Source organism: Catellatospora methionotrophica (assembly GCF_011297335.1).
GTDB classification, from domain to species: domain Bacteria; phylum Actinomycetota; class Actinomycetes; order Mycobacteriales; family Micromonosporaceae; genus Catellatospora; species Catellatospora methionotrophica.
Genome location: NZ_JAAOTJ010000001.1, coordinates 14,038 through 32,712, shown reverse-complemented (window position 1 = coordinate 32,712; position 18,675 = coordinate 14,038). Strand labels below are relative to the sequence as shown.

Sequence of the window (18,675 nt, the reverse complement as noted above, 5' to 3'; positions counted from 1 at the left end):
GCGACAGCGACCCGCAGGCCGAGCAGATCACCGCACCGCCAGCCAGACCGCCCAGCCGAACAACCCGAGCAGCAGCAGCCCACCGGCCCGGCGGGTGTGCAGGAACGCGATAGGCGCCCACCACAGCGGCCACACCGGGTTCTCCGCCGGAGGCTCGGCGGGAACCGGCTCGTTGAACACCCGCACCACTTTCACCAGCATCGGCACCGCGAGCACCACCAGCAACGCGGGCCACGGCAGCGCCCCGACCGCCACCAGCACGGCCACACCGACGTAGAACGCGATCATCATCGCCTGCGTCAGGCGCTTGGCGGCCCGCTCGCCGATCAGCACCGGGAACGTCCTCGTGCCCGCCGGGCCGTCGTAGGGCAGCTTGTCGATGTGTTTCGCCATCAGCACCGTCGTGGGCAGCAGCGCGTACACCGTCGCGGCGGCGGCGACCTGCCACGGCAGCGTTCCGGTACCCGCGTAGTACACCCCGCCGACCATCAGCGGACCCCACGTGATCAGCACGTCCAGCTCGCCCAGGCCGATCTTCTTCAGGCGCAGCGGCGGTGCGGTGTACGCGTACGACAGGAACAGCCCGCCGACCGCGAACGCCACGATCCACCAATCCTGCCGCACGACCAGCACAGCCATGATCGCCAGATCGACCACCTGGCACAGCAGGATGCCCCCGACCAGCTGCTTCTTGGTGACCAGCCCGGCCAGGATCGGATGCGGGGCGTACAGCGCCCGCGGGTAGTCGGCGGTGTCGTTGCCGACCTCCGTGTCGGCCAGGTCGTTCATCAGGTTGTTCGCCAGGTGTGCGACCACGATGCCGATCACGGCGAGGGTCACGTTCAGCCAGTCGACGGCGGCGTCGGACCCGGCGGCCAGCAGCGCCGCCAGCAGGCCCGAGGTCAGCGTCATCGGCAGCACCCCGGCCCGGGTGACCACCAGCCACCGGGTGACCCCGTCGACGACGCCCTGCTCGGGTGGGTTCGTGGTGAGGAACGCGTACCGCCACGCCGCCAGCCGCGCCCGCAGCGGGAGCGGAGAAGTCTCAGCTGTCACGGCCGGACTGTACCGCCGCAGGCGCCGGCCGGTACACGATCCGCCCCGCCCTGCGTCGAAACAGGCAGCACCGGGCGTTCGAACCGGCTCACAGCACGTTCGGGACCAGCAGCTCCTCCAGCCAGCCCGGCACGGCGGGCCCGTACTCCGCCAGCGCCGCGGCGTCGGCGTCCTCCAGCGACCGCTGCCACGACAGCGACCGGCTCACCTTCGCCACCTGCACCGAGGGCTCGACCTCGGCGGCCAGCTCGGCACGCGTCCCGTAGCCGGTCCACGGCTCCAGGTACGCGTCCCGCAGCCGCGCCAGCAGCGGATCGCCGGGCTTGAGGTCGTAGCGGTCAGCGGCGATCCGCATCGCGACCAGCAGCACCGCGAACGGGTGCGCCACCGACGCGTCACCCCAGTCGAAGAACCGGTACCCGTCCCCGACCAGAACGTTCGCGTCATGCAGGTCGTCATGCTGCACCGACACCGGCACCACGCTCGCGGCGACCCGCTCGCACAGCACCCGGTACTCCGGCTCGTACGCCCGCAGCTGCGCGACCCGCTCGGCCGCCAGCACCCCGCCCACGGCCGGATCGCCCAGCAACGCGGCGAAGTGGCCGGGCAGCCGCGCCGCGGTCATGTCCGGCACCCCGAGGGCGATCATCTCCGGCACGTGGCCGGCCAGGTCGCGCTGCAGCTCGGCGTGCCGGGCCAGCAGGTCCTCCCAGTGCGCCGGGTCGTCCGTGGCGACCTCGCGCAGCGTCTTGCCGCCGTCCGGCAGCAGCGACCAGCCGCGCTCGCCGTCGACGGCGAGGGGCTCCAGGACCCGCCCCGGGGCCCAGCGGCCGAGCACGTCGAGCAGGCGCGCCTCGTACGTCGAGCAGTGGCCGTTGGCCTTGAACCACACCGTGCTGCCCCCGCCGACGGGCACCTTGGCCAGCACCGACCACGGCCGCACCCGCGTCTGCTCGACCGGCCCGGTGGCCCGCTGCCCGGCCCCGGCGAGCGCGTCGCCGATCCACGCGAGGACCTCGTCCCAGTCCGGCGTCACGGTGTTGTCCATGCCCGGCAGGCTACCGGCGCACCCGCCCTCGCCGCCCGCGATATCCGCCCGTCAGATCCCGACGATGAGCAGCGCAGACACCAGCAGGAACAGCAGATGCAGGGCCTGGTCGGCGGCGTACATGCCGCACACCGGGGTGGTCAGCTCGGCGAACCGGGGCGAGCCGGTGGCCCGCAGCAGCGCCCGCACCGGCCAGCGCCGGTCCAGCAGCGCGTGGGTGGCCACGGAGAACGCCAGCCCGGCCGCGATGCCCCAGCCCGACAGCGGCAGCCGCAGCACCGCCGTCGTGCCGATCAGCAGCACGAACATGGTCACGTGGTATCCGGCGAGGTGGCCCGCCATCGCGGTCCAGCCGCTGCGGCCGGGCGCGGCCTTGCCCTCCGCCTGCCGGTCGGTCTGCGCGACGTGGTCGCCGAGCTGGTGCCCGACGTACAGCACGAGCAGCACGACGGCGAAGGTGGCCGCGCGGGCCACGACCATCGGATCGGGTACGGAGGACATGGGTTCCATGGTGGCGCGCGACGGCGCGCGGTGCTGCGATCCAGCCGACACTTTCGATGTGTGCTGCACTACGCGCCGTGCGTGGAATGTGGCCTGGAACTCAACCGGGTCCCTCGGTAGGGTGTCGGGTTTGCGAACCTTCGGCTCACGGGGAGTCCACATGACGTATGCCGCGCTCGTCCGGCCCGCGCTCGACCGCGTCTACATCGGAATGCGTGCCGCGGCCCGGGACCGGCTGCGCGAACTGACCGAGCAGACCGGCCTCCGCCAGGGCCTGAACTCCAGTTTCTACTTCGGCCTGCTCGCCCGGCCGATGCCCGCGGACGCGTTCGCGGCGGTGACCGCCTACGGTGCGGCCGACATGAGCGACGAACTCGCGCAGGGCGTCATGGCCGTCGACGGCACGGGAACGTGGTCGCTGACCGATACCGGACGCACCTACACCCTGGCCCTGCAGCAGACGATCGCCGACGCCGCCCAGCAGCTCTGGGCGCAGACGTTGCGCGGGGCGCTGCCCGGCGACGCGGTCCTGCCCCGGCTGGCCGAGCTGCTCGCCGTCCTGCTCGAAGCGGGCCGGGCCACGGGCGGTCCGGCGTTCCTGGCCGCGACGCCGGTGTACGAGCCGCCGGGCGCGTCGTACGCGCTGCAGGTCAGCACCCGCATGGGTGCGCTGCGCCACCACCGCGGCGACGCGCACCGGGCCGCCTGGGCGGCCGCGGGCCTGACCCTGGAGCAGCTGCGCGCGCTGTCGGCCGCCGATGCGCTACGGCTCGCGATCGAGCAGGACACGAACCGCCGCGACGAGCCCGTCTACGCCGTCCTCAGCGAGGCCGAGCGGTGGGAGCTGCTCGGCCTGCTCGCCGCCCTGCCGAACTGACCGCCTACAGGCCCAGGCCCTCCAGCACCGTCGCGCCCGGCAGGTCCGCCAGCACCTTGCCCGGCACGATGATCTTCCCGCGCCGGTTGCCGGACCCGATGACCACGTACGCCGCGTCGGCGACGGCGGCGTCGACCAGCACCGGCCAGTCCGCGGGCAGGCCGATCGGGGTGATGCCGCCGTACTGCATGCCGGTCAGCGACACGGCCTCGTCCATCGGCGCGAACGACGCCTTGCGCGCCCCGAGGTGCTTGCGGACCAGCCCGTTGACGTCGGCGCGGGTGCTGGCCAGCACCATGCACGCCGCGTAGGTCACGTCCTGCCCGCGCTTGGCGGCCACGACGACGCAGTTGGCGGACAGCTCCGGCGCGACGTCGTACGCCTGCCCGAAGTTGCCGGTGTCGGCCAGCTCCGGATCGGTGTCGACGACCAGCACCGACGTGACCGGCTCCGCCCCGGCCCATCCGGCCAGGGCCTCGGTCACCGGCTCGGCGACGAGATCGGCACGGTCCACGGCGGGCCAGGCCGCCTCGAAGTTCCCGATGGGTGCAGCAGACATGGGACCGATGCTACCCAGCCAGGCGCTAGGCTCGGCGTTGCCATGGAGGGATGCCTGTTCTGCGAGATCGCCGCCGGGGAGCGCCCGGCGTTCCTGGTGTACGCCGACGAGCGCGCCGTCGCTTTCCTGGACACCCGGCCGGTGTTCCCCGGCCACGTGCTCGTCGTGCCGCGCTCGCACGTACCGACCCTGCACGACCTGCCCGCCGACGCCGTGGGCGGCTACTTCCAGCTCGTCCAGCGCATGGCCGGGGCCGTCGAGGCGGCGATGTCGGCCCAGGGCACCTTCGTCGCCATCAACAACAAGATCAGCCAGAGTGTGCCGCACCTGCACACCCACGTCGTGCCCCGCAGCAAGGGCGACGGCCTGCGCGGCTTCTTCTGGCCCCGCACCAAGTACGCCGACGACGCCCAGGCCTCGGCGACCGCCGACGCCATCACCGCCGCCCTCGCCGAGACCTGAGCAGGGGGCGTACCCCCTCCGCTCAGCCGCCTAGACGGCCGGGAAGGCCTCGCGCAGGAACGCCACCAGCACCGCGTTGACGTCCTCGGGCCGTTCCATGCTCGGCAGATGCCCCGCCCAGTCCAGGTGTACGTGCCGCGAACCGGCGATCTCCTTCGACAGGCGCACCGCGATGTCGGTGAAGTCGGCGAAGTCGTGCTCGCCGGACACCAGCAGCGCCGGCGCGGTGATCACGGTGTGGTCGACCGGGTGCTTGACCGACCCGTGCTCCTCACCGGGCGCGAGCTGCACCTCGAACGCGTGGCGCTGCATGGTGCGCACCAGCTCGCGGGTCGCGTCGTCGGCCTGCGGCCCGATCCACGCCGTCACGTTCAGCTCCGTCGCCGCGGCCACGTCGCCCGCCTCCAGCAGCGTGTCCTCCTCGTCGCCGAACGCTCGCAGCTGCTCGCCGGGCTCATGGTCGGCGACGGCGGTGCACAGCAGCGCCAGCGCGGCGGTCCGCTGCGGCATCCGCGCCGCGAACTCCAGCGCGACCCGGCCGCCACCGGACGCCCCGACCAGCGCCGCGCGCTCGACGCCGAGCGCGTCGAGCAGCTCGGCGACGTCGTCGGCGTTGTTGTAGGGCCGGTCCGGCATGGGGGAGTCACCGAAGCCGCGCAGGTCGCAGCGCACCACCCGGTATCCGGCGGCGGTCAGGGCGGGCAGCTGCGGGTCCCACATCCGCCGGTCGCAGACCGTGGAATGCAGCAGTACGAGCGTCGGGCCGTCACCGGCCACGTCATGTGAGAGTGTCATCGCGCGCCACCCTAGTGATCACGACCGGACGCCGCCGCCGATTTTCGCGCCCCGGTGAGCCCGCTCACTTCGCGGACTGGAACACCGCCGTCGTCGTGGCCAGGAAGTAAACGAACAGCAGCACCGCGGCGAGCAGCGTGCCACGCATCGCGAGCATCCACGCCGTACGGGCCGACTTCACCGCGGCCTTGGCCTTGGGCACCCCCGCGACCGCGGACCTGTACCCGGAGTTGGCCTGCTGCATCTTCAGCCAGCGGCGGCCGACCAGGATCCCCAGCATCACTCCGATAATGCCGATCATCAGCGCGTCCCCGGACATGCAAAGAACCTAACCGTCCGATCGACTCCAGGCGATACCTCATTCATCCACTTCGCACACGCCGTTACGGACGACCGCGTCAGTGTGGGAACGCCTGCGGGATCCGGGTGTCGGTCCCGTTGCGGAACTCCTCTATCGCGGCGCTGACCTGCCACATGACAACCGTGTGCTCGATCCGGTCCAGCAGCAGGTTGCGCGCGGCCAGCCCCGCCAGGTCGACGGTGAAGTACACCGCCATCAGCGGGTTCACGAACAGGCGGCTGTCACCGGTGCGGGTGGTGAACTGCACGTTGCCGTGCCTGCCTTCCAGCGCTGCGGCGATCTGCCCGTTGACGATGCTCGGCCGGCCCGGCGTCAGCGCGCGGGCGTGCGCGACCGCGTTCACGTACGCCAGGCCCTGCGGCGAGTCCCCCGGGATCGACAGCGCGCCCAGGTACGACCCGGCCTGGTCTAGTTCGGCGAGGTTCTCCAGCACCTGCACGTGGTTGACGCCGTGGTAGGCGTCGATGCCGAACCCGAGGCAGACGACGAGCTTGACCGCGACGTCGAGCGCGGCGGCCGCCGCCAGGCTCGACATGTCCTCCTCGGGCGTGCCCAGCCCTGCCTCGTCGCCGCGCATCAGGATGTCGGTGCCGCCGTCGACCAGCACGATCGCGTCCGGCTTGAGCCGGTCGACGAGCGCCTGGTACGCCGCCCGCAGCGGCTGCACCCCGACCCGGCTGAACGCGTACACCGTCGGCGGCAGGCCGTTGGCCGCCAGCCACAGCGCGAGGGTCCGTTCCGGGAAGTAGCCGTCCAGGCCCTTGGTCAACGGGCCGACCGCCGCGACGTCCGGTTCCAGCCACACGTCGGTGTCCAGCGCGGCCAGGTCAGCGAACGACAGGTTCGCCAGGTGCACCTGGACCCCGTCGGCGTGCAGCTGCATGGCCAGCGGCAGTCCCGCGTACACGTCGAACCCGCCCCCGGCCCCGGCGATCAGCACGCGCTCGCACCCGGCCAGGGCATCGAACAGCCCCGGCATGCGCAGCGACGCCATCAGACCGGATCGGCGGGAAAGAACCGGCCCGCCAGCGTCAGATACTCGGTGGAGTCGAGGAACCGGCCCAGCACGAACCCCGACGCGGCCGTGAACGCCCGCCCGCTGAGCACGTCCTCGCCCGCCACGAACTCCGCGACCACCCCGGCCTCCGCCACGATGTCCTGGTTCCACGCCGGGGTGCCCACGGCGAAGAAGTACACGTCGGTCCGGGTGCCCGGCAGGAACCCCTGCCAGAACAGCGCCGGCTCACCGTCGACCGCCAGCCGCGCCTGCTCGGCGATATGCCGCTTGGCGGCACCGACCGGGCTCTCCCCGGCCCGGATCGGGCCACCCGGCAGGCTCCACCGGTTGGCTCGCACCGCCGACTGCTCGTCACGCATCCGCAGCAGCACAGCGCCGGTCCGGCCCACCAGGGCCGTCAGCACGAGACGGGTGGTCATGGGCGAAGCCTACTGCGCGCGGACACCCCCGTGCCGTCCCGTGGCGGCCGCTGTCGGACCCCGGGCATACCCTGGCCGTATGGCCGAACCGAAGACGACCAGGAGCGCCGCCAGCGTCGAGGAGTTCCTCGCCGGGGTCGCCGACGCCCGCCGCCGCACCGACGCCCAGGCCGTCTGCGAGCTGATGGAGGACGTCACCGGCCAGCCGCCGGTCATGTGGGGCAGCGCCATCGTCGGCTTCGGGCAGTACCGCTACGTCTACGCCTCCGGCAAGCAGGGCGACTGGCCTGCCGTCGGCTTCTCCCCGCGCAAGCAGGCCCTCGTCCTCTACGTCGCCGAAGGCTTCGACGTGCACGGCGACCTGCTCGCCCGCATCGGCCCCGTCACCGTCAGCAAGGCCTGCGTCTACGTCAAGAAGCTCGCCGACGTCGACACCGCCGCCCTGCGCGAACTCGTCGCCACCGCCTTCACCCAGGTCCACGGCAAGACGATCACCAGCTGACCAGCCGTGCCGACGCCCGCCCCACCCGGCAGGTCACCTAGAGTGAGCCGGTGCTGATCCTGCTGCCGCCCTCGGAGGGCAAGGCCGACACCGGCTCCGGCAAACCGCTCGACCCGGCACGGCTGTCCCTGCCCGCCCTGCACGCGGCCCGCGAACGCGCCCTCGACGCGCTGATCACCCTGTGCGGCGGCGATCAGGACATCGCCGCCGAAACCCTCGGCCTCAGCCCCGGCCTGCGCGGCGAGATCACCCGCAACACCCTGCTGCGCACCGCGAAGGCACTGCCCGCGGGCAGCCTCTACACCGGCGTGCTCTACGACAACCTCGGCCTGGCCGACCTGCCCGCCCCCGCGAAGACCCGCGCCCGCCGGACCCTGCTGATCTTCTCCGGCCTGTGGGGTGCGCTGCGCGTCGACGACCGCGTCCCGCCCTACCGCTGCTCCATGGGCGTACGCCTACCCGGCGTCGGCCTGCTCAGCACCCTGTGGCGTGACACCATGGCCCAGCCCCTGGCCGAAGCCGCCGGCACCGGCCTCGTCCTGGACCTGCGCTCGTCGCTCTACACCCCGGCCTGGACGCCCCGTGGCGACGTCGCCGCCCGCACCGCCACCGTCCGGGTCCTGCACGAACGCAACGGCGCCCGGACCGTGGTCAGCCACTTCAACAAAGCCACCAAGGGCCGCCTCGTACGCGACCTGCTCACCGACGGCGGCAACCCGCGCGACCCGGCCGAACTCGCCACCGCCCTGCGCGACCTCAAACACACCGTCGAGCAGCAGCCACCCGCCCGCCCCGGCCGACCCTGGCAGCTCGACGTCATCGTCACCGAACTCTGACGTAAACCCTTTGCCCGGCCCGAGCCCCGCCGCCTACGGTAGGCACACCACCCCGACCGGACAGGAGGACGGCGATGCGCCAGCACACCAGCGATCAGCGATGGTCGGCCTCCCCGCGTCCCGTGACCCGTTCATGGTCCACGGACGACACCGACGATCCGGGTGACCGGCGCCGCTGAGCGCCACGCGAACGGCCGACGCCGCCCGCTCCCCGGTACGCCGGGGACGGGCGGTTCGTCATTTCCACGCACGCGGGTGTAGCTCAACGGTCAGAGCACCGGCCTCCAAATCCGAAGGTTGCGGGTTCGAATCCTGCCGCCCGTGCGACACAACTTCATACGCTGCCGGTGTGGCTCAGTGGTGAGAGCACCCGCCTGTCGAGCGGGGGGTCGCGGGTTCGAATCCCGTCACCGGCGCATCTCACGGTTTAGCGCCGTGAAAAGGGGTATCTCCTCGTCGAAGGAGGTACCTCGATGGACACCGGACAGATCATCATCTTGCTGGTCGTGCTCGCCGTGCTCGCGGCTGGTGCGTTCGTCGCCTGGACGGCCATGCGCCGCCAGTCGCTGCGCCGCCGTTTCGGCCCCGAGTACGACCGCGCCGTCGCCGAGCACGACAACAGGACCGAAGCCGAGCGGGAGCTGCGCGACCGTGAGCGCCGCCACGCCGAGCTGGAACTGCGGGAACTGACCCCCGAGGACCACGCGCAGTTCGTGGTCCGCTGGCACGCCCTGCAGTCGCACTTCATCGACGCCCCGGCCGACGCGGTGGGGGAGGCCGACGAACTGGTCCGTGACCTGATCACGGCACGCGGCTACCCCGGCGACGACGACGCCGAGCAGCTGGCCCAGCTGTCCGTCGACCACGCCGCCACGCTTGCCTCGTACCGCGAGGCCAGGGACATCGCCGAGCGCAACAGCCGCGGCGAAGCCGCCACCGAGGACCTGCGTATCGCGGTGGTCCGCTACCGCGAGCTGGTCGCCCAGCTGCTCGGCGAGGACCCGGTCCCCACCGAGCCCACCACCCCGGCGGCCGCAGCCGCGGCCGCTAACCCCACCCCCCGCCGTGACGAGGAGGTCCACGCATGACCTACGACACCCGAGCCCACTTCAGCCACGGCGCCCTCGACGCCGACGACGAGCGGCGCGACACCGTGCCGCACCAGGACCGCACCGATGACGTCGTCGACGGCGAACTCGTCGACCCGGCGCACCGCCACGACCAGGACGGCGTCGTGCACGCCGACGGCCCGGACGCCGTACGCGACGGCGAGCCCGTCGAGCCGGTGGACCTCGACGGCTTCAGCGGCACCACCGAGGGCGGGCACACCGTGGCCACGCCCGACGACCAGACCCCGCCGCTGGACGACGTCGCCGACGACGAGCCCTCCGCCACCGACGACCCGGCCCACCCCGAGGCGCACATCGGCGAGGACCCGGCCGACCGGGAAGACCCGGTCGTGCCCGCCGACGAGGTGCAGGACGAGACGATCGCGCAGGCCGTCGACGCCGACGGTGAGCCGGTCGACGCCGAGACCCGTACGCTCGACGACCTCGCCGACGTCGACGTCCCCGCCGCCGACCGGTCGGACGCCGACGACGAACTCGCCCCCGACGGCACCCCCGCCGCCGAGCCGACCGCAGCCGACCTCGCGGTCGAGGACCTGACCACACCGGGCACCCCGTCGCCGCATTCGGCCGAGGTGCTGGACGGCGAGCCCGACGGAGCGGACGCCGCGGATCTCGCCGCGGTGAACGAGCCGGTGGCCGCCGACGGTGCGGACGAGCCGACGAGGCATGAGGCCGCGGATGTCACCCCCGTTGACGTGACCTCCTACGACGCGGATCTGCCCGCTGACCAGGCGCAGGTCGTGGGCGGACCCGATGCGGTCGACCCGCCGGCCGCCGAGCCGACCGAGGCCGCCGCGCTGGCGCCCCTGTGGCCCGCCGCGGCCGCCGAGAACCTGCGCAACCGCTGGCAGGCAGCGCAGCTGCGGTTCGTCGACGACCCGCCGGCGGTCGCCGCTGAGCTGCGTGACCTGGTCGGCGAGGCGGTGCGCACGCTGCAGGAGTCGCTGGCCGACCGGCAGCGCGAGCTGGACGCGGCGTTCGGTGAGGCGGGCACGGACACCGAGGGGCTGCGCCTGGCCGTGCAGCGCTACCGCGACTTCCACCAGGAGTTGCTGGAACGCTAGGAGCTCCCGGCGGCTGCCATTCTTCTGCCATGCATCGGCAGCCGCCGGGCTCGAACTGCGGGACGTCCCACCTCGGGGGACGTCCCGCAGTCCGTATGTCACGGGGTGGGCGTCACTGTCTTGCCGTCGACCTGGAGCGTCCCGGCGCATCCGGTGACCAGCGTCGCCGCACGCAGGTAGAGCTCATACCGATCAGCCGTGTACCGCACCGGGAAATGCTCCTTGGCCCACGCCCTGACCTCCGGGTGCTTGCCGATACGCCGTGGCCGGGCGAACAGCACCCCGTCGGCGGCGGACGCCGCAGTGGTGATCTCGGCGTCGGTGAGCCACCCGGAGTCGATGCGCACGTGCGACGTGTCCACCAGCCACGGCGGCGTACGCAGCCCCGCGCGCGCCAGCATCGCCTGGTCGTCGCTGACCAGCGTCACATCACGGGGCAGAGCCCGCAGGCACGCCTCGACCGCGGTGTCGGCGAGCACCGGCGCGACGCTGGTGTGCGTGGTCTGCCACGCCCCGGCCAGCACGGCCGCCACCACGGCGACAGCTCCTGCCCAGCGCCGCCGTGGCCCGGTGAGCCGCCGCACGACCCGGCGCGCCAGCGCCCACAGCGCCGCCACCCCCAGCACGATCAACGCCCCGGCGGGTGCGATGAACAACAGCACGTGGTGCTTGAACACCGGATGGTGCAGATACCCGTACGGCACGATCGCCGCCGCCCACACCGTGATCGCGGCGACGTCCGCGCGCCCTCCGGCCCGGCCCGGCAGGCACAGTGCCAGCACCGCCCCGACCCCTGCGGCGATGAAGTACGGCAGCCCCCAGTCCCCGGTGTTGCGGATCATCCCGATGACGTCGGGCACGTCGGCGGACGCGGCCGCCCGCAGGTGGAACGAGAACACCTGGTCCCAGGCCGCCCGCCCCGGCCGGATCGCCACCAGCGCGGCGGCCCCCGCCACGGCGAACCCGGCCGCGAAGCAGCCGATCGCCGCTGCGGTGCGGCGCAGCCATGCCCAGCCCCCCGGCCCGGCAGTGGCAAGCAAGGCCAGCGCCAGCGACGGCACGACCACCACGGCGATCAGTTTCACCAGCGCGGCCAGGCACAACGCCGCCCCCGCCCCGGCCCACCACCACCGTGCCGACCGGCCCGCGGTGCGGGCGCGCAGCGCCAGGCACAGCGCGACCCCGCCCAGTGCCGCGGCGGGCAGATCCGCGCCGAACTGGAAGCTGTACCGCTGTACCAGCGGGAACGCGGCCACGGCCAGTGCGGCGAGCATGCCCGCCCGGGGCCCGCGCAGCAACGCCGCCATCCCGGCCGCGCTGCCCGCCAGCAGCATCGTGAACCCCGTCATCAGCAGCCGGGCGGTCATCTCCCCACCGACCGCGCCGAGCAGCGCGAACGGCTGTGCGACCAGCCACGGGAACAGCGGTGGCTGAGCGTGGAACACCTCCGTGTACGGCTTCGCGCCGTCGGCGATGGCCAGCGCGGTCTGCCAGTACACCCCGTCGTCGTAGTCCAGCACCTGTACGCGGTTGGTGGTGGACCGGTAGGCGAATGTCCACGCCAGGCTCGCGGCGACCGCGGCCCACAGCAGCGCGTCGCGTATCAGTGCGGTGCGTGAGGTGACGGCGGCAGCTGTCATCGTCGTTCCATCCATGTCAGCGGGTATGCGGGGCCCGCAGAAGCTAACACCGCGAAACCGTCCTAAACCTCGTGAACGACATGTGTCACGCAGATCATTCAAAAGCCACCCGCGACCATTACGCCGCAGATCGCATAACCACAGGTCACGAGCCAGCGCGCACATAGTGCGTCAACCTGAGTTGACATCCCGACCTATGTCAACCTACATTGACAGCATGAGCGACGCGACCAAACTCGCCGCCGCGGCCGGCAGCGCCGACCCCGGCGTCGGCCTCCGAGCGGTGCTCGCCCTGCGCCGACTGCTCGAAACCCTGGAGACGCTGCAGGTCGGCAACGCCCGCCGGGCCGGCTGGTCCTGGCAGGAGATCGCCGACGCCCTGGAGGTGAGCCGCCAGGCCGTACACAAGAAGCACGCCGGCCGCTGGCCCGGACCGGACCGACGGGAGAAATGATGTTCGAACGATTCACCGCCGCCGCACGCGACGTCGTCCGAGGTGCCCAGGACGAGGCCCGCCACTGCGGCCAGCAGCACTACATCGGCACCGAACACCTTCTGCTCGGCCTGCTCCGGCCGACCAGCGGCATCCCGCACGACCTGCTCACCGCCGCCGGGCTCGACCACGACCAGGTCACCGCCGCCATCAACCGCCACGTCGGCACCAGCGAGCCGCTGGGCGCCGCCGACGCCGAGGCCCTCCAGGCCATCGGCATCGACCTCGACGCCGTACGCGCCAAACTCGAGGAGACCTTCGGCCCCGGCGCCCTCAACCAGGTCACCCAGCCTCCCAAGCGAGGCCTGTTCCGCCGCCGCCCCCGCGTCGCCGTCAGCGAGGGCCGCCACATCCCCTTCACCCCCCGCAGCAAGGTCGTGCTCGAACTGTCCCTGCGCGAAGCCCTGCGCCTCAAGCACAAGCACATCGGCACCGAACACGTCCTGCTCGGCCTGATCCGCGAAGGCAAAGGCCTCGCCGCGCTCATCCTCACCGAGGCGGGCATCGACCTCGACGACCTGCGCACCCGTACCGAACAGGCCGCCAACGCCCGGACCTGAACAGCGGCGCGGCCCGGTGAAGCACACCGGGCCGCGCCGACTTGACCTGGAGCGCACTCCAGCCTCTACGCTCACTTCCATGATCGACTCCTGTCGCACCGGCGCAGGAGTGCCGACCAGGGGAGAAGCACCATGCGCTACCGCGCCCTAGGCCGCACCGGCATCGAAGTCAGCGCCTACTGCCTGGGCACCATGATGCTCGGCAGCGTCGGCAACCCCGACCACGACGACTGCGCCCGCATCATCGGCCACGCCCTCGACCACGGCGTCAACTTCATCGACACCGCCGACATGTACTCCGCCGGCGAATCCGAGACCATCGTCGGCAAGGCCCTGCACGGCCGCCGTGACGACGTCATCCTCGCCACCAAGGTGCACTTCCCGATGGGCGAGGGCCGCAACCGCGGCGGCAACAGCCGACGCTGGATCCTCACCGCCGTCGACGACAGCCTGCGCCGCCTGAACACCGACTGGATCGACCTCTACCAGATCCACCGCCCCGACCACACCACCGACATCGAGGAGACCCTCGCCACCCTCGGCGACCTCGTCCGCGCCGGAAAGATCCGCGCGTACGGCTGCTCCACCTTCCCCGCCGAGGAACTAGTCGAAGCCCACCACGCCGCCCAGCGCCGCGCCGTCAGCCGCTTCCGCACCGAGCAGCCCCCGTACTCCCTGCTCGCCCGCGGCATCGAAGCCGACATCCTGCCCGTCGCCCAGCGCTACGGCATGGGCGTGCTCGTCTGGAGCCCGCTGGCCTCCGGCTTCCTGTCCGGCCGCATCCACCGCGACACCGTCGACCTCACCACCGGCCGCGCCGCCCTCACGCCGCACCGCTTCGACCCCGCCATCCCCGCCAACGCCGCCAAGTACGACGCCCTCGAACAGCTCACCGCCCTCGCCGACGAGCTCGGCTGCACCCTGCCCGAACTCGCCGTCGCGTTCACCCAGGCACACCCGGCTGTCACGTCGACCATCATCGGCCCACGCACCCTGGCCCACCTCGACACCGCCCTGAAGGGAGCCGCCCTGGCGCTCGACGACGCGACCCTCGACCGCATCGACGAGATCGTCCCGCCCGGCGTCAACCTGTACCGCCCCGACGGCGCCTGGCGCGCACCGTCCCTGACCGACAGCACCCTGCGCCGCCGCCCACCATCCGCCCGCGCCGCCGCCTGACGCTGCACATCCCCGTCAGGCCTGCTCGCCGGGCGCAGTCACTGGACGTCGCCGCCGTACACGTCCTCGTCGGGGACCTCGCCCACGCCCTCGTCGTAGATCGCGTCCATGAACTCGTCGAAGGCCGTCTCCGGCACCTCCGGCCCGGCGAGCTGGTCCAGGTCCTCCTCCGCGAACTCCTCCTCAGCCGCCGCGGTCCGCGGTCCGGGGACGACCACCGCAGCGGCCCCGGCCGACACCGCACCGGTGCCCCCCGAACGGTCCCACGCCGCCGCGTCCCGGTCGCCGCGCGGCGGCGTGAGCCACCGGCGGTAGAAGCGGTCCTGCACGCCCGCCAGGAACGCCGCCGCCGCGGCCTCGGCGTCGCCGGTGGCCACGTAGACGTCCGCGACCCGGTTCATCGTGCCGGGGGAGAGCCTGAGCTGCTTCGCGGTGATCGTGCGGACCGCGCGCGCCGTATCGTTGCGGTCCTTCACGTTGAGTACCACGGCCCCGTCCGGCAGCGGGGTCGCGACCCACGCCCGGCGTACGCCGAAATCCAGCTTGTCCAGCGTGTCCTTACGCGGCTTCGGATTCATTCCGGCGTTCCACTTCTCAAACCACCGCTGGAACGTACGCCGGTCCACGCCCGCGATCTTGGCGCCTTTCGTGACACCGGCGATACGCCGCAACTCCTCCGCCTTCTCCCGGAAGGTCATCGGGGACTGCTGGACTTCGCGGCCGCGCATCATGTTGACCAGGCGGTCACCCAACCCGCTCATTTCCCATCCCCATTCGCCGCGACCCGGCTTCTACGGGTCGCCTTGTGCTTGTACGCCCCGAGCTTCATCCCGGTGGCGTCGAGATTCCAGCCGGCCGGAATCGCGGCGACGCCGTCCTCGACGTCCGAGGCGTACCACACATTGTCCACGTCGATCCACAGCGGCCAGCGGTTCTGCTCCCGCCCCGTCTTCCACATCTTGCGCCAGCGATTCGCGCGGTCCGTCGCGATGATGGAATACCACCAGTCCGGCCGGTAGATCCAGTTCGTCTCGCTGGCGAGCATCCCGAGCGTCTTACGCCCGGACTCCTTGAGCGCCTTCAATACCCGGTCAGCGTCGCGCGGGTCGTCGGTCGCCCCGGCCGCCGCCGCGTAGGCGTCCCGCATCTTCCACGCCCACGGCCGCAGCAGCTCAGACCCGGCCGACACCCGGCTGTCCTTGATCCGCACACCGCCGTAAACGCCTTCTTCCGTCAACTGCTGCAGCAGCGCCACCGTCGCGGTGGAGATCCAGCGCGGTCCCTTCTCCGCTGCATAGCCGGCCGGGTCGGGCATCCGCTTGTCGTTCCACGGCGACAATTCACACAACCACCAGCCGCCCATCTTCGGGTCGAACTTCACGCCGCCCTGCTTCAGCTGCCACGGGGCCAGAATCGCATTCGCCGCCGCCGCGATATAAGCACGATTCGCGTCGTACGCATGCGCGAACCTCATCCCGGAAGCGGGCGCCCGAAAGTGGTCCGCGTGAAAATCGTCCTCGAACCCGGGCACCAGTTCGATTTTGGGCTTCCACGTCGGCTGAAGCTTCTTCACGCCCACCGTCGTGACCCGGCTCAGAACGGCCGTGCCGGCGACACCGCTGGTGCCGTGATACGCGCTGCCCGTGACCCGGTGCCACAGTGCCAGGGACGTCAGAGTGCCCATACCGTCGGCGGGGTCGGGGTCCAGCAGCGGGAAGGTCGCCGGTTCGATCGCGGGCAGCACGCCGACCCGCAGCATGACCCCTTCGCGCCGCAGCGTCGTCCAGTCCGCCAGCTTCCTGACCTCCCAGCCCTCCGCCCGGATCTCGCGCAACAGGACGTGGTCACCCTCGACGGCGGTCAGTTCGTCGCGGGTCGTGGGCAGGCGCATCGCACGGGCGGCGTCCGCGTCCACCATGACGACACCCTCGTCACCGAACCGGCCGGCCAGCCGGGTCGCCACCGACCCGAGGCCCGGCTCGTAGACACCCTCCGGCACCGGATGAATGACCTCACCGTCCGTCATGAGCATGTCTGCCCCGAGTTGGACAGCTTTGTAGGCGGCTCCCATAGCTGGACACACTAGTCTTCCGCCAGCACGCCTCCCCAGCACGGCATCCGTCCCCGGCCGCAACGAGCCGCCCCAAGGCATGTCCACACCTACACCAAGCGCCTGATGCCCACGCCCGACGGGGTCGCCGTCTGCGTGATCACGGGACCGAGTACGCGGATCACGTACAACAGCCTCGCGCGCGATGCCGCCGGTGCCCATCTGGGGCCCGCCGTGCCGACCGACGCGCCAGCGGTGGCCTTGCCTGCAGCCGTCTTCATGGGCCCCGGCGGTGACCCGAACTGCCCTCCCTGCTGGTAGGCGTGCCGCAGGTATCCGGGCCGTCGGCGGCGAGCGACGATCGCAGGGTGGTCGCTCGCCACCGACACCGGGTCCGCTGCCAGGGCGCGGTCAAGAGAGTCAGCTGGTGTACGGGCGTTTGCGGGCGATGATGGCGGCGTTGGCTCCCGCCGCCGCCAGGGGCGTGGAGCCGATGTCGGTGAAGCCGGCTTCTTCGAGCCAGGTCCGGTACTCGGCGTGGGTGTAGTTGTAGCCGCCGCGGGTTTCGACGAGCATGTTCAGGCCCATGAGCGCGGCGGGTGCGGGGCCGGTCTCGTCGTCATCGAGGACCAGCTCGCAGATGATGACGGTGCCGCCGGGTGGGAGTGCACCGGACGTTCACCGCACACGGCTTCCCGCCCTACCGCACCGACATCGACCACCCCACCCCCAGGACACCGCTGCGCCAGCGGCTCAAGGACGCCCTCGACCCCGACGGCGTGTTCGCGGTCAGCCGCTGACAGGCGGCGGGCATGCCGGACGCCGCCGGCATGCCCGCCGCTCACCGCCCGACCCCGACGTCGCGCAGCCGGGACCTGGGTGCCAAAGCTCCGCTCCAAGGCGGCGGCGTCAGCTGTGCTCGACGACATCATGGGGTCGCCGCCGTCCGTCGCACAGCCGCAGCGACACCAGGTCACCACGGCGGACGGGATCTCCGCCGCGGTGACCATTGCCAGGTGTCCGCCGCGCGGCAGTTCAGGTCAGCTGGCCACGCGGGCGGCGACCTCGGCAGGGTCGTGCTCGCTCAGATCGGCATAGAGCTTCCTCATCTCGTCCAGGTACTCCTGGACCTTGGCCAGGTCGTCTCCCACGCTGCTCGAGACCAGGAATACAATGGTGTCGAGCGGGACCTTCCTGTGGTCGACGACCGACTTGACGAAGGTGTAGCAGAACGCCTGCTCCGCGGTGTCGGTGATGCTTTTCTGCGTGAAATAGTATTTCCAGAAGGCCACGTCGACGCGGATGAAGGCGTTGTGCTCCATCGTCACGAAGTAGAAGTCCTTCTTGGTCTCGCCGGTGGTGGTGTCGCTGAACAGGACGTCGATGGCGGAGTGGACGACCGTCTTGAAGCCGTCCTTGTACTTGCCCGTGAAGAACTGGTCCACCGCGGTGTCGATACCCGCGGCCGCCTTCTCGCCGGTGGTGATGGTGTAACCCTGTTGGAAGTTCTGGACCGATCCGGGAACGATGAACAGGCTGGAGATACCGCCGCCCGTCCCGAGCAGCATCGCCGAGAGCCGGTCCTCGGCGAGCTGGAGGTGTGCCTCGGCGGCGTTCCTCAGCAGCTCGAGGCGCTCCTTGGACTGCAGGGCCTTCTCATCGGACCCGGTGATGTCCTGTATCGCCTTCTGGATCGCCACCATGGCGGACCTCCTTCGATGTCGGGAAGGTCATCCTGATGGCTCACTCCGATCTCGACAGTCGACAATGCGACCTACCTGCCGGTAATCGGCTGTACGCGGCCGAGATGCGTCCAGCGGACCTGAAATCGGGCTGTACCAGTCACCGGAGGCGACCGGTCGTCCGATGATGATGGTCGTTTCGCGTGGCGGCCGGGCCGGGTGGCCGGTTGGGCGTGCGTCGCCGCCATGGAAGCGGTGGGCGTCAGCATGGTCCCCGACCCCGGCGACGGCCGCTCGGCCGGGGAGCTTGCAGTCCCGTGCCCTGCGCCGCGGCTCACCAGGTTCCGCGCACCGGCTTCGGAGGACAGCCTCGCCGGCTCGCAACCCCGGCCATGCAACCGCCGCAGGCCATGGCCGAGCACCTGGCATTCGGTCGCAAGCTG

22 protein-coding genes, 2 tRNA genes and 2 pseudogenes are annotated in these 18,675 nt (G+C 71.6%); 13 read left to right on the top strand and 13 right to left on the bottom strand.

Annotated elements, in window-relative coordinates:
• Positions 1-27: 27 nt before the first annotated feature.
• From HAV40_RS00200 to HAV40_RS00190, 3 genes are all read right to left on the bottom strand, one after another.
• Positions 28-1,056: a prenyltransferase gene (locus HAV40_RS00200; RefSeq protein WP_203671248.1), complete on the bottom strand. Its 1,029-nt coding sequence runs from the start codon at positions 1,054-1,056 to the stop codon at positions 28-30.
• An 88-nt stretch (positions 1,057-1,144) separates the two neighbouring features.
• Positions 1,145-2,104, bottom strand: a complete 960-nt coding sequence (locus HAV40_RS00195) for a phosphotransferase (RefSeq protein ID WP_166377763.1) — start codon at positions 2,102-2,104, stop codon at positions 1,145-1,147.
• Positions 2,105-2,155: 51 nt separating this feature from the next.
• Positions 2,156-2,605 carry a DUF3307 domain-containing protein gene (locus HAV40_RS00190; protein WP_239086191.1) on the bottom strand — a complete coding sequence of 150 codons (450 nt, stop codon included), beginning with the start codon at positions 2,603-2,605 and terminating at the stop codon, positions 2,156-2,158.
• Positions 2,606-2,765: 160 nt separating this feature from the next.
• On the opposite strand from HAV40_RS00190, the gene HAV40_RS00185 reads away from it, so the two are divergent.
• A complete protein-coding gene (locus HAV40_RS00185) occupies positions 2,766-3,482 on the top strand; it encodes a hypothetical protein (RefSeq protein WP_166377761.1) in 717 nt (238 codons plus the stop codon).
• Between the two features lie 4 nt (positions 3,483-3,486).
• Here the strand turns inward: HAV40_RS00185 and HAV40_RS00180 are convergent, their stop codons facing one another.
• Positions 3,487-4,041, bottom strand: a complete 555-nt coding sequence (locus tag HAV40_RS00180; RefSeq protein WP_166377759.1) for a YbaK/EbsC family protein — start codon at positions 4,039-4,041, stop codon at positions 3,487-3,489.
• A 42-nt stretch (positions 4,042-4,083) separates the two neighbouring features.
• On the opposite strand from HAV40_RS00180, the gene HAV40_RS00175 reads away from it, so the two are divergent.
• Positions 4,084-4,503, top strand: a complete 420-nt coding sequence (locus HAV40_RS00175; RefSeq protein ID WP_166377757.1) for an HIT family protein — start codon at positions 4,084-4,086, stop codon at positions 4,501-4,503.
• A 30-nt stretch (positions 4,504-4,533) separates the two neighbouring features.
• On the opposite strand, the gene HAV40_RS00170 is transcribed toward HAV40_RS00175, so the two are convergent.
• The 4 genes from HAV40_RS00170 to HAV40_RS00155 all read right to left on the bottom strand — a co-directional run bounded on the left by HAV40_RS00170 (position 4,534) and on the right by HAV40_RS00155 (position 7,096).
• A complete protein-coding gene (locus tag HAV40_RS00170; RefSeq protein ID WP_166377755.1) occupies positions 4,534-5,298 on the bottom strand; it encodes an alpha/beta fold hydrolase in 765 nt (254 codons plus the stop codon).
• A 64-nt stretch (positions 5,299-5,362) separates the two neighbouring features.
• On the bottom strand, positions 5,363-5,617 hold the full coding sequence (locus HAV40_RS00165) for a hypothetical protein (RefSeq protein ID WP_166377753.1): 255 nt from the start codon (positions 5,615-5,617) through the stop codon (positions 5,363-5,365).
• A 79-nt stretch (positions 5,618-5,696) separates the two neighbouring features.
• Positions 5,697-6,653 carry a DUF1152 domain-containing protein gene (locus tag HAV40_RS00160; protein ID WP_166377751.1) on the bottom strand — a complete coding sequence of 319 codons (957 nt, stop codon included), beginning with the start codon at positions 6,651-6,653 and terminating at the stop codon, positions 5,697-5,699.
• Entirely contained in the window at positions 6,653-7,096 is a 444-nt protein-coding gene (locus HAV40_RS00155) for an NUDIX domain-containing protein (RefSeq protein ID WP_166377749.1), read from the bottom strand. The genes HAV40_RS00160 and HAV40_RS00155 overlap by 1 nt, the downstream gene beginning before the upstream one ends.
• Positions 7,097-7,175: 79 nt before the next feature.
• On the opposite strand from HAV40_RS00155, the gene HAV40_RS00150 reads away from it, so the two are divergent.
• The 6 genes from HAV40_RS00150 (at position 7,176) to HAV40_RS00125 (ending at position 10,628) form a co-directional block, all read left to right on the top strand.
• Entirely contained in the window at positions 7,176-7,598 is a 423-nt protein-coding gene (locus tag HAV40_RS00150; protein WP_166377747.1) for a DUF1801 domain-containing protein, read from the top strand.
• A 50-nt stretch (positions 7,599-7,648) separates the two neighbouring features.
• Positions 7,649-8,434 carry a peroxide stress protein YaaA gene (yaaA, locus tag HAV40_RS00145; protein WP_166377745.1) on the top strand — a complete coding sequence of 262 codons (786 nt, stop codon included), beginning with the start codon at positions 7,649-7,651 and terminating at the stop codon, positions 8,432-8,434.
• A gap of 251 nt (positions 8,435-8,685) precedes the next feature.
• Positions 8,686-8,758, top strand: a tRNA-Trp gene (locus tag HAV40_RS00140).
• A 19-nt stretch (positions 8,759-8,777) separates the two neighbouring features.
• Positions 8,778-8,850 (top strand) — tRNA-Asp (locus HAV40_RS00135).
• A gap of 57 nt (positions 8,851-8,907) precedes the next feature.
• A complete protein-coding gene (locus HAV40_RS00130; RefSeq protein WP_166377743.1) occupies positions 8,908-9,522 on the top strand; it encodes a hypothetical protein in 615 nt (204 codons plus the stop codon).
• Positions 9,519-10,628 (top strand): hypothetical protein, encoded by a 1,110-nt coding sequence (locus HAV40_RS00125; RefSeq protein WP_166377741.1) that lies wholly within the window; start codon positions 9,519-9,521, stop codon positions 10,626-10,628. The genes HAV40_RS00130 and HAV40_RS00125 overlap by 4 nt, the downstream gene beginning before the upstream one ends.
• Before the next feature lie 98 nt (positions 10,629-10,726).
• Here HAV40_RS00125 and HAV40_RS00120 read toward each other — a convergent pair whose 3' ends face one another.
• Positions 10,727-12,268, bottom strand: coding sequence for an ArnT family glycosyltransferase (locus HAV40_RS00120; RefSeq protein ID WP_166377739.1), 1,542 nt, complete (start codon positions 12,266-12,268; stop codon positions 10,727-10,729).
• Positions 12,269-12,485: 217 nt separating this feature from the next.
• Between HAV40_RS00120 and HAV40_RS00115 the strand changes: the two genes are divergently transcribed.
• The 4 genes and pseudogenes from HAV40_RS00115 to HAV40_RS00105 all read left to right on the top strand — a co-directional run bounded on the left by HAV40_RS00115 (position 12,486) and on the right by HAV40_RS00105 (position 14,500).
• Positions 12,486-12,722: a helix-turn-helix domain-containing protein gene (locus tag HAV40_RS00115; RefSeq protein WP_166377737.1), complete on the top strand. Its 237-nt coding sequence runs from the start codon at positions 12,486-12,488 to the stop codon at positions 12,720-12,722.
• Positions 12,719-12,919 (top strand): annotated as a pseudogene (locus tag HAV40_RS39280) (Clp protease N-terminal domain-containing protein); the annotation flags it as partial. The gene HAV40_RS00115 and the pseudogene HAV40_RS39280, both read left to right, overlap by 4 nt.
• Positions 12,920-13,108: 189 nt before the next feature.
• Positions 13,109-13,300 (top strand): annotated as a pseudogene (locus HAV40_RS39275) (Clp protease N-terminal domain-containing protein); the annotation flags it as partial.
• A 153-nt stretch (positions 13,301-13,453) separates the two neighbouring features.
• Positions 13,454-14,500, top strand: coding sequence for an aldo/keto reductase (locus HAV40_RS00105; RefSeq protein ID WP_166377718.1), 1,047 nt, complete (start codon positions 13,454-13,456; stop codon positions 14,498-14,500).
• A 38-nt stretch (positions 14,501-14,538) separates the two neighbouring features.
• Here HAV40_RS00105 and HAV40_RS00100 read toward each other — a convergent pair whose 3' ends face one another.
• From HAV40_RS00100 to HAV40_RS00090, 3 genes are all read right to left on the bottom strand, one after another.
• Positions 14,539-15,261 (bottom strand): hypothetical protein, encoded by a 723-nt coding sequence (locus tag HAV40_RS00100; RefSeq protein WP_166377716.1) that lies wholly within the window; start codon positions 15,259-15,261, stop codon positions 14,539-14,541.
• Entirely contained in the window at positions 15,258-16,526 is a 1,269-nt protein-coding gene (locus tag HAV40_RS00095) for a hypothetical protein (protein WP_166377714.1), read from the bottom strand. Before HAV40_RS00095 ends, HAV40_RS00100 begins: the two co-directional genes overlap by 4 nt.
• A gap of 444 nt (positions 16,527-16,970) precedes the next feature.
• The gene (locus HAV40_RS00090; RefSeq protein ID WP_239086193.1) at positions 16,971-17,183 is read right to left on the bottom strand and encodes a class I SAM-dependent methyltransferase; all 213 of its coding nucleotides are present in this window, start codon (positions 17,181-17,183) and stop codon (positions 16,971-16,973) included.
• 26 nt (positions 17,184-17,209) lie between these two features.
• Between HAV40_RS00090 and HAV40_RS00085 the strand changes: the two genes are divergently transcribed.
• Positions 17,210-17,350, top strand: a complete 141-nt coding sequence (locus tag HAV40_RS00085) for a hypothetical protein (protein ID WP_166377712.1) — start codon at positions 17,210-17,212, stop codon at positions 17,348-17,350.
• A 240-nt stretch (positions 17,351-17,590) separates the two neighbouring features.
• Here HAV40_RS00085 and HAV40_RS00080 read toward each other — a convergent pair whose 3' ends face one another.
• Complete coding sequence (locus HAV40_RS00080) at positions 17,591-18,253, bottom strand: hypothetical protein (protein WP_166377710.1); 663 nt, start codon at positions 18,251-18,253, stop codon at positions 17,591-17,593.
• Between the last annotated feature and the right edge of the window lie 422 nt (positions 18,254-18,675).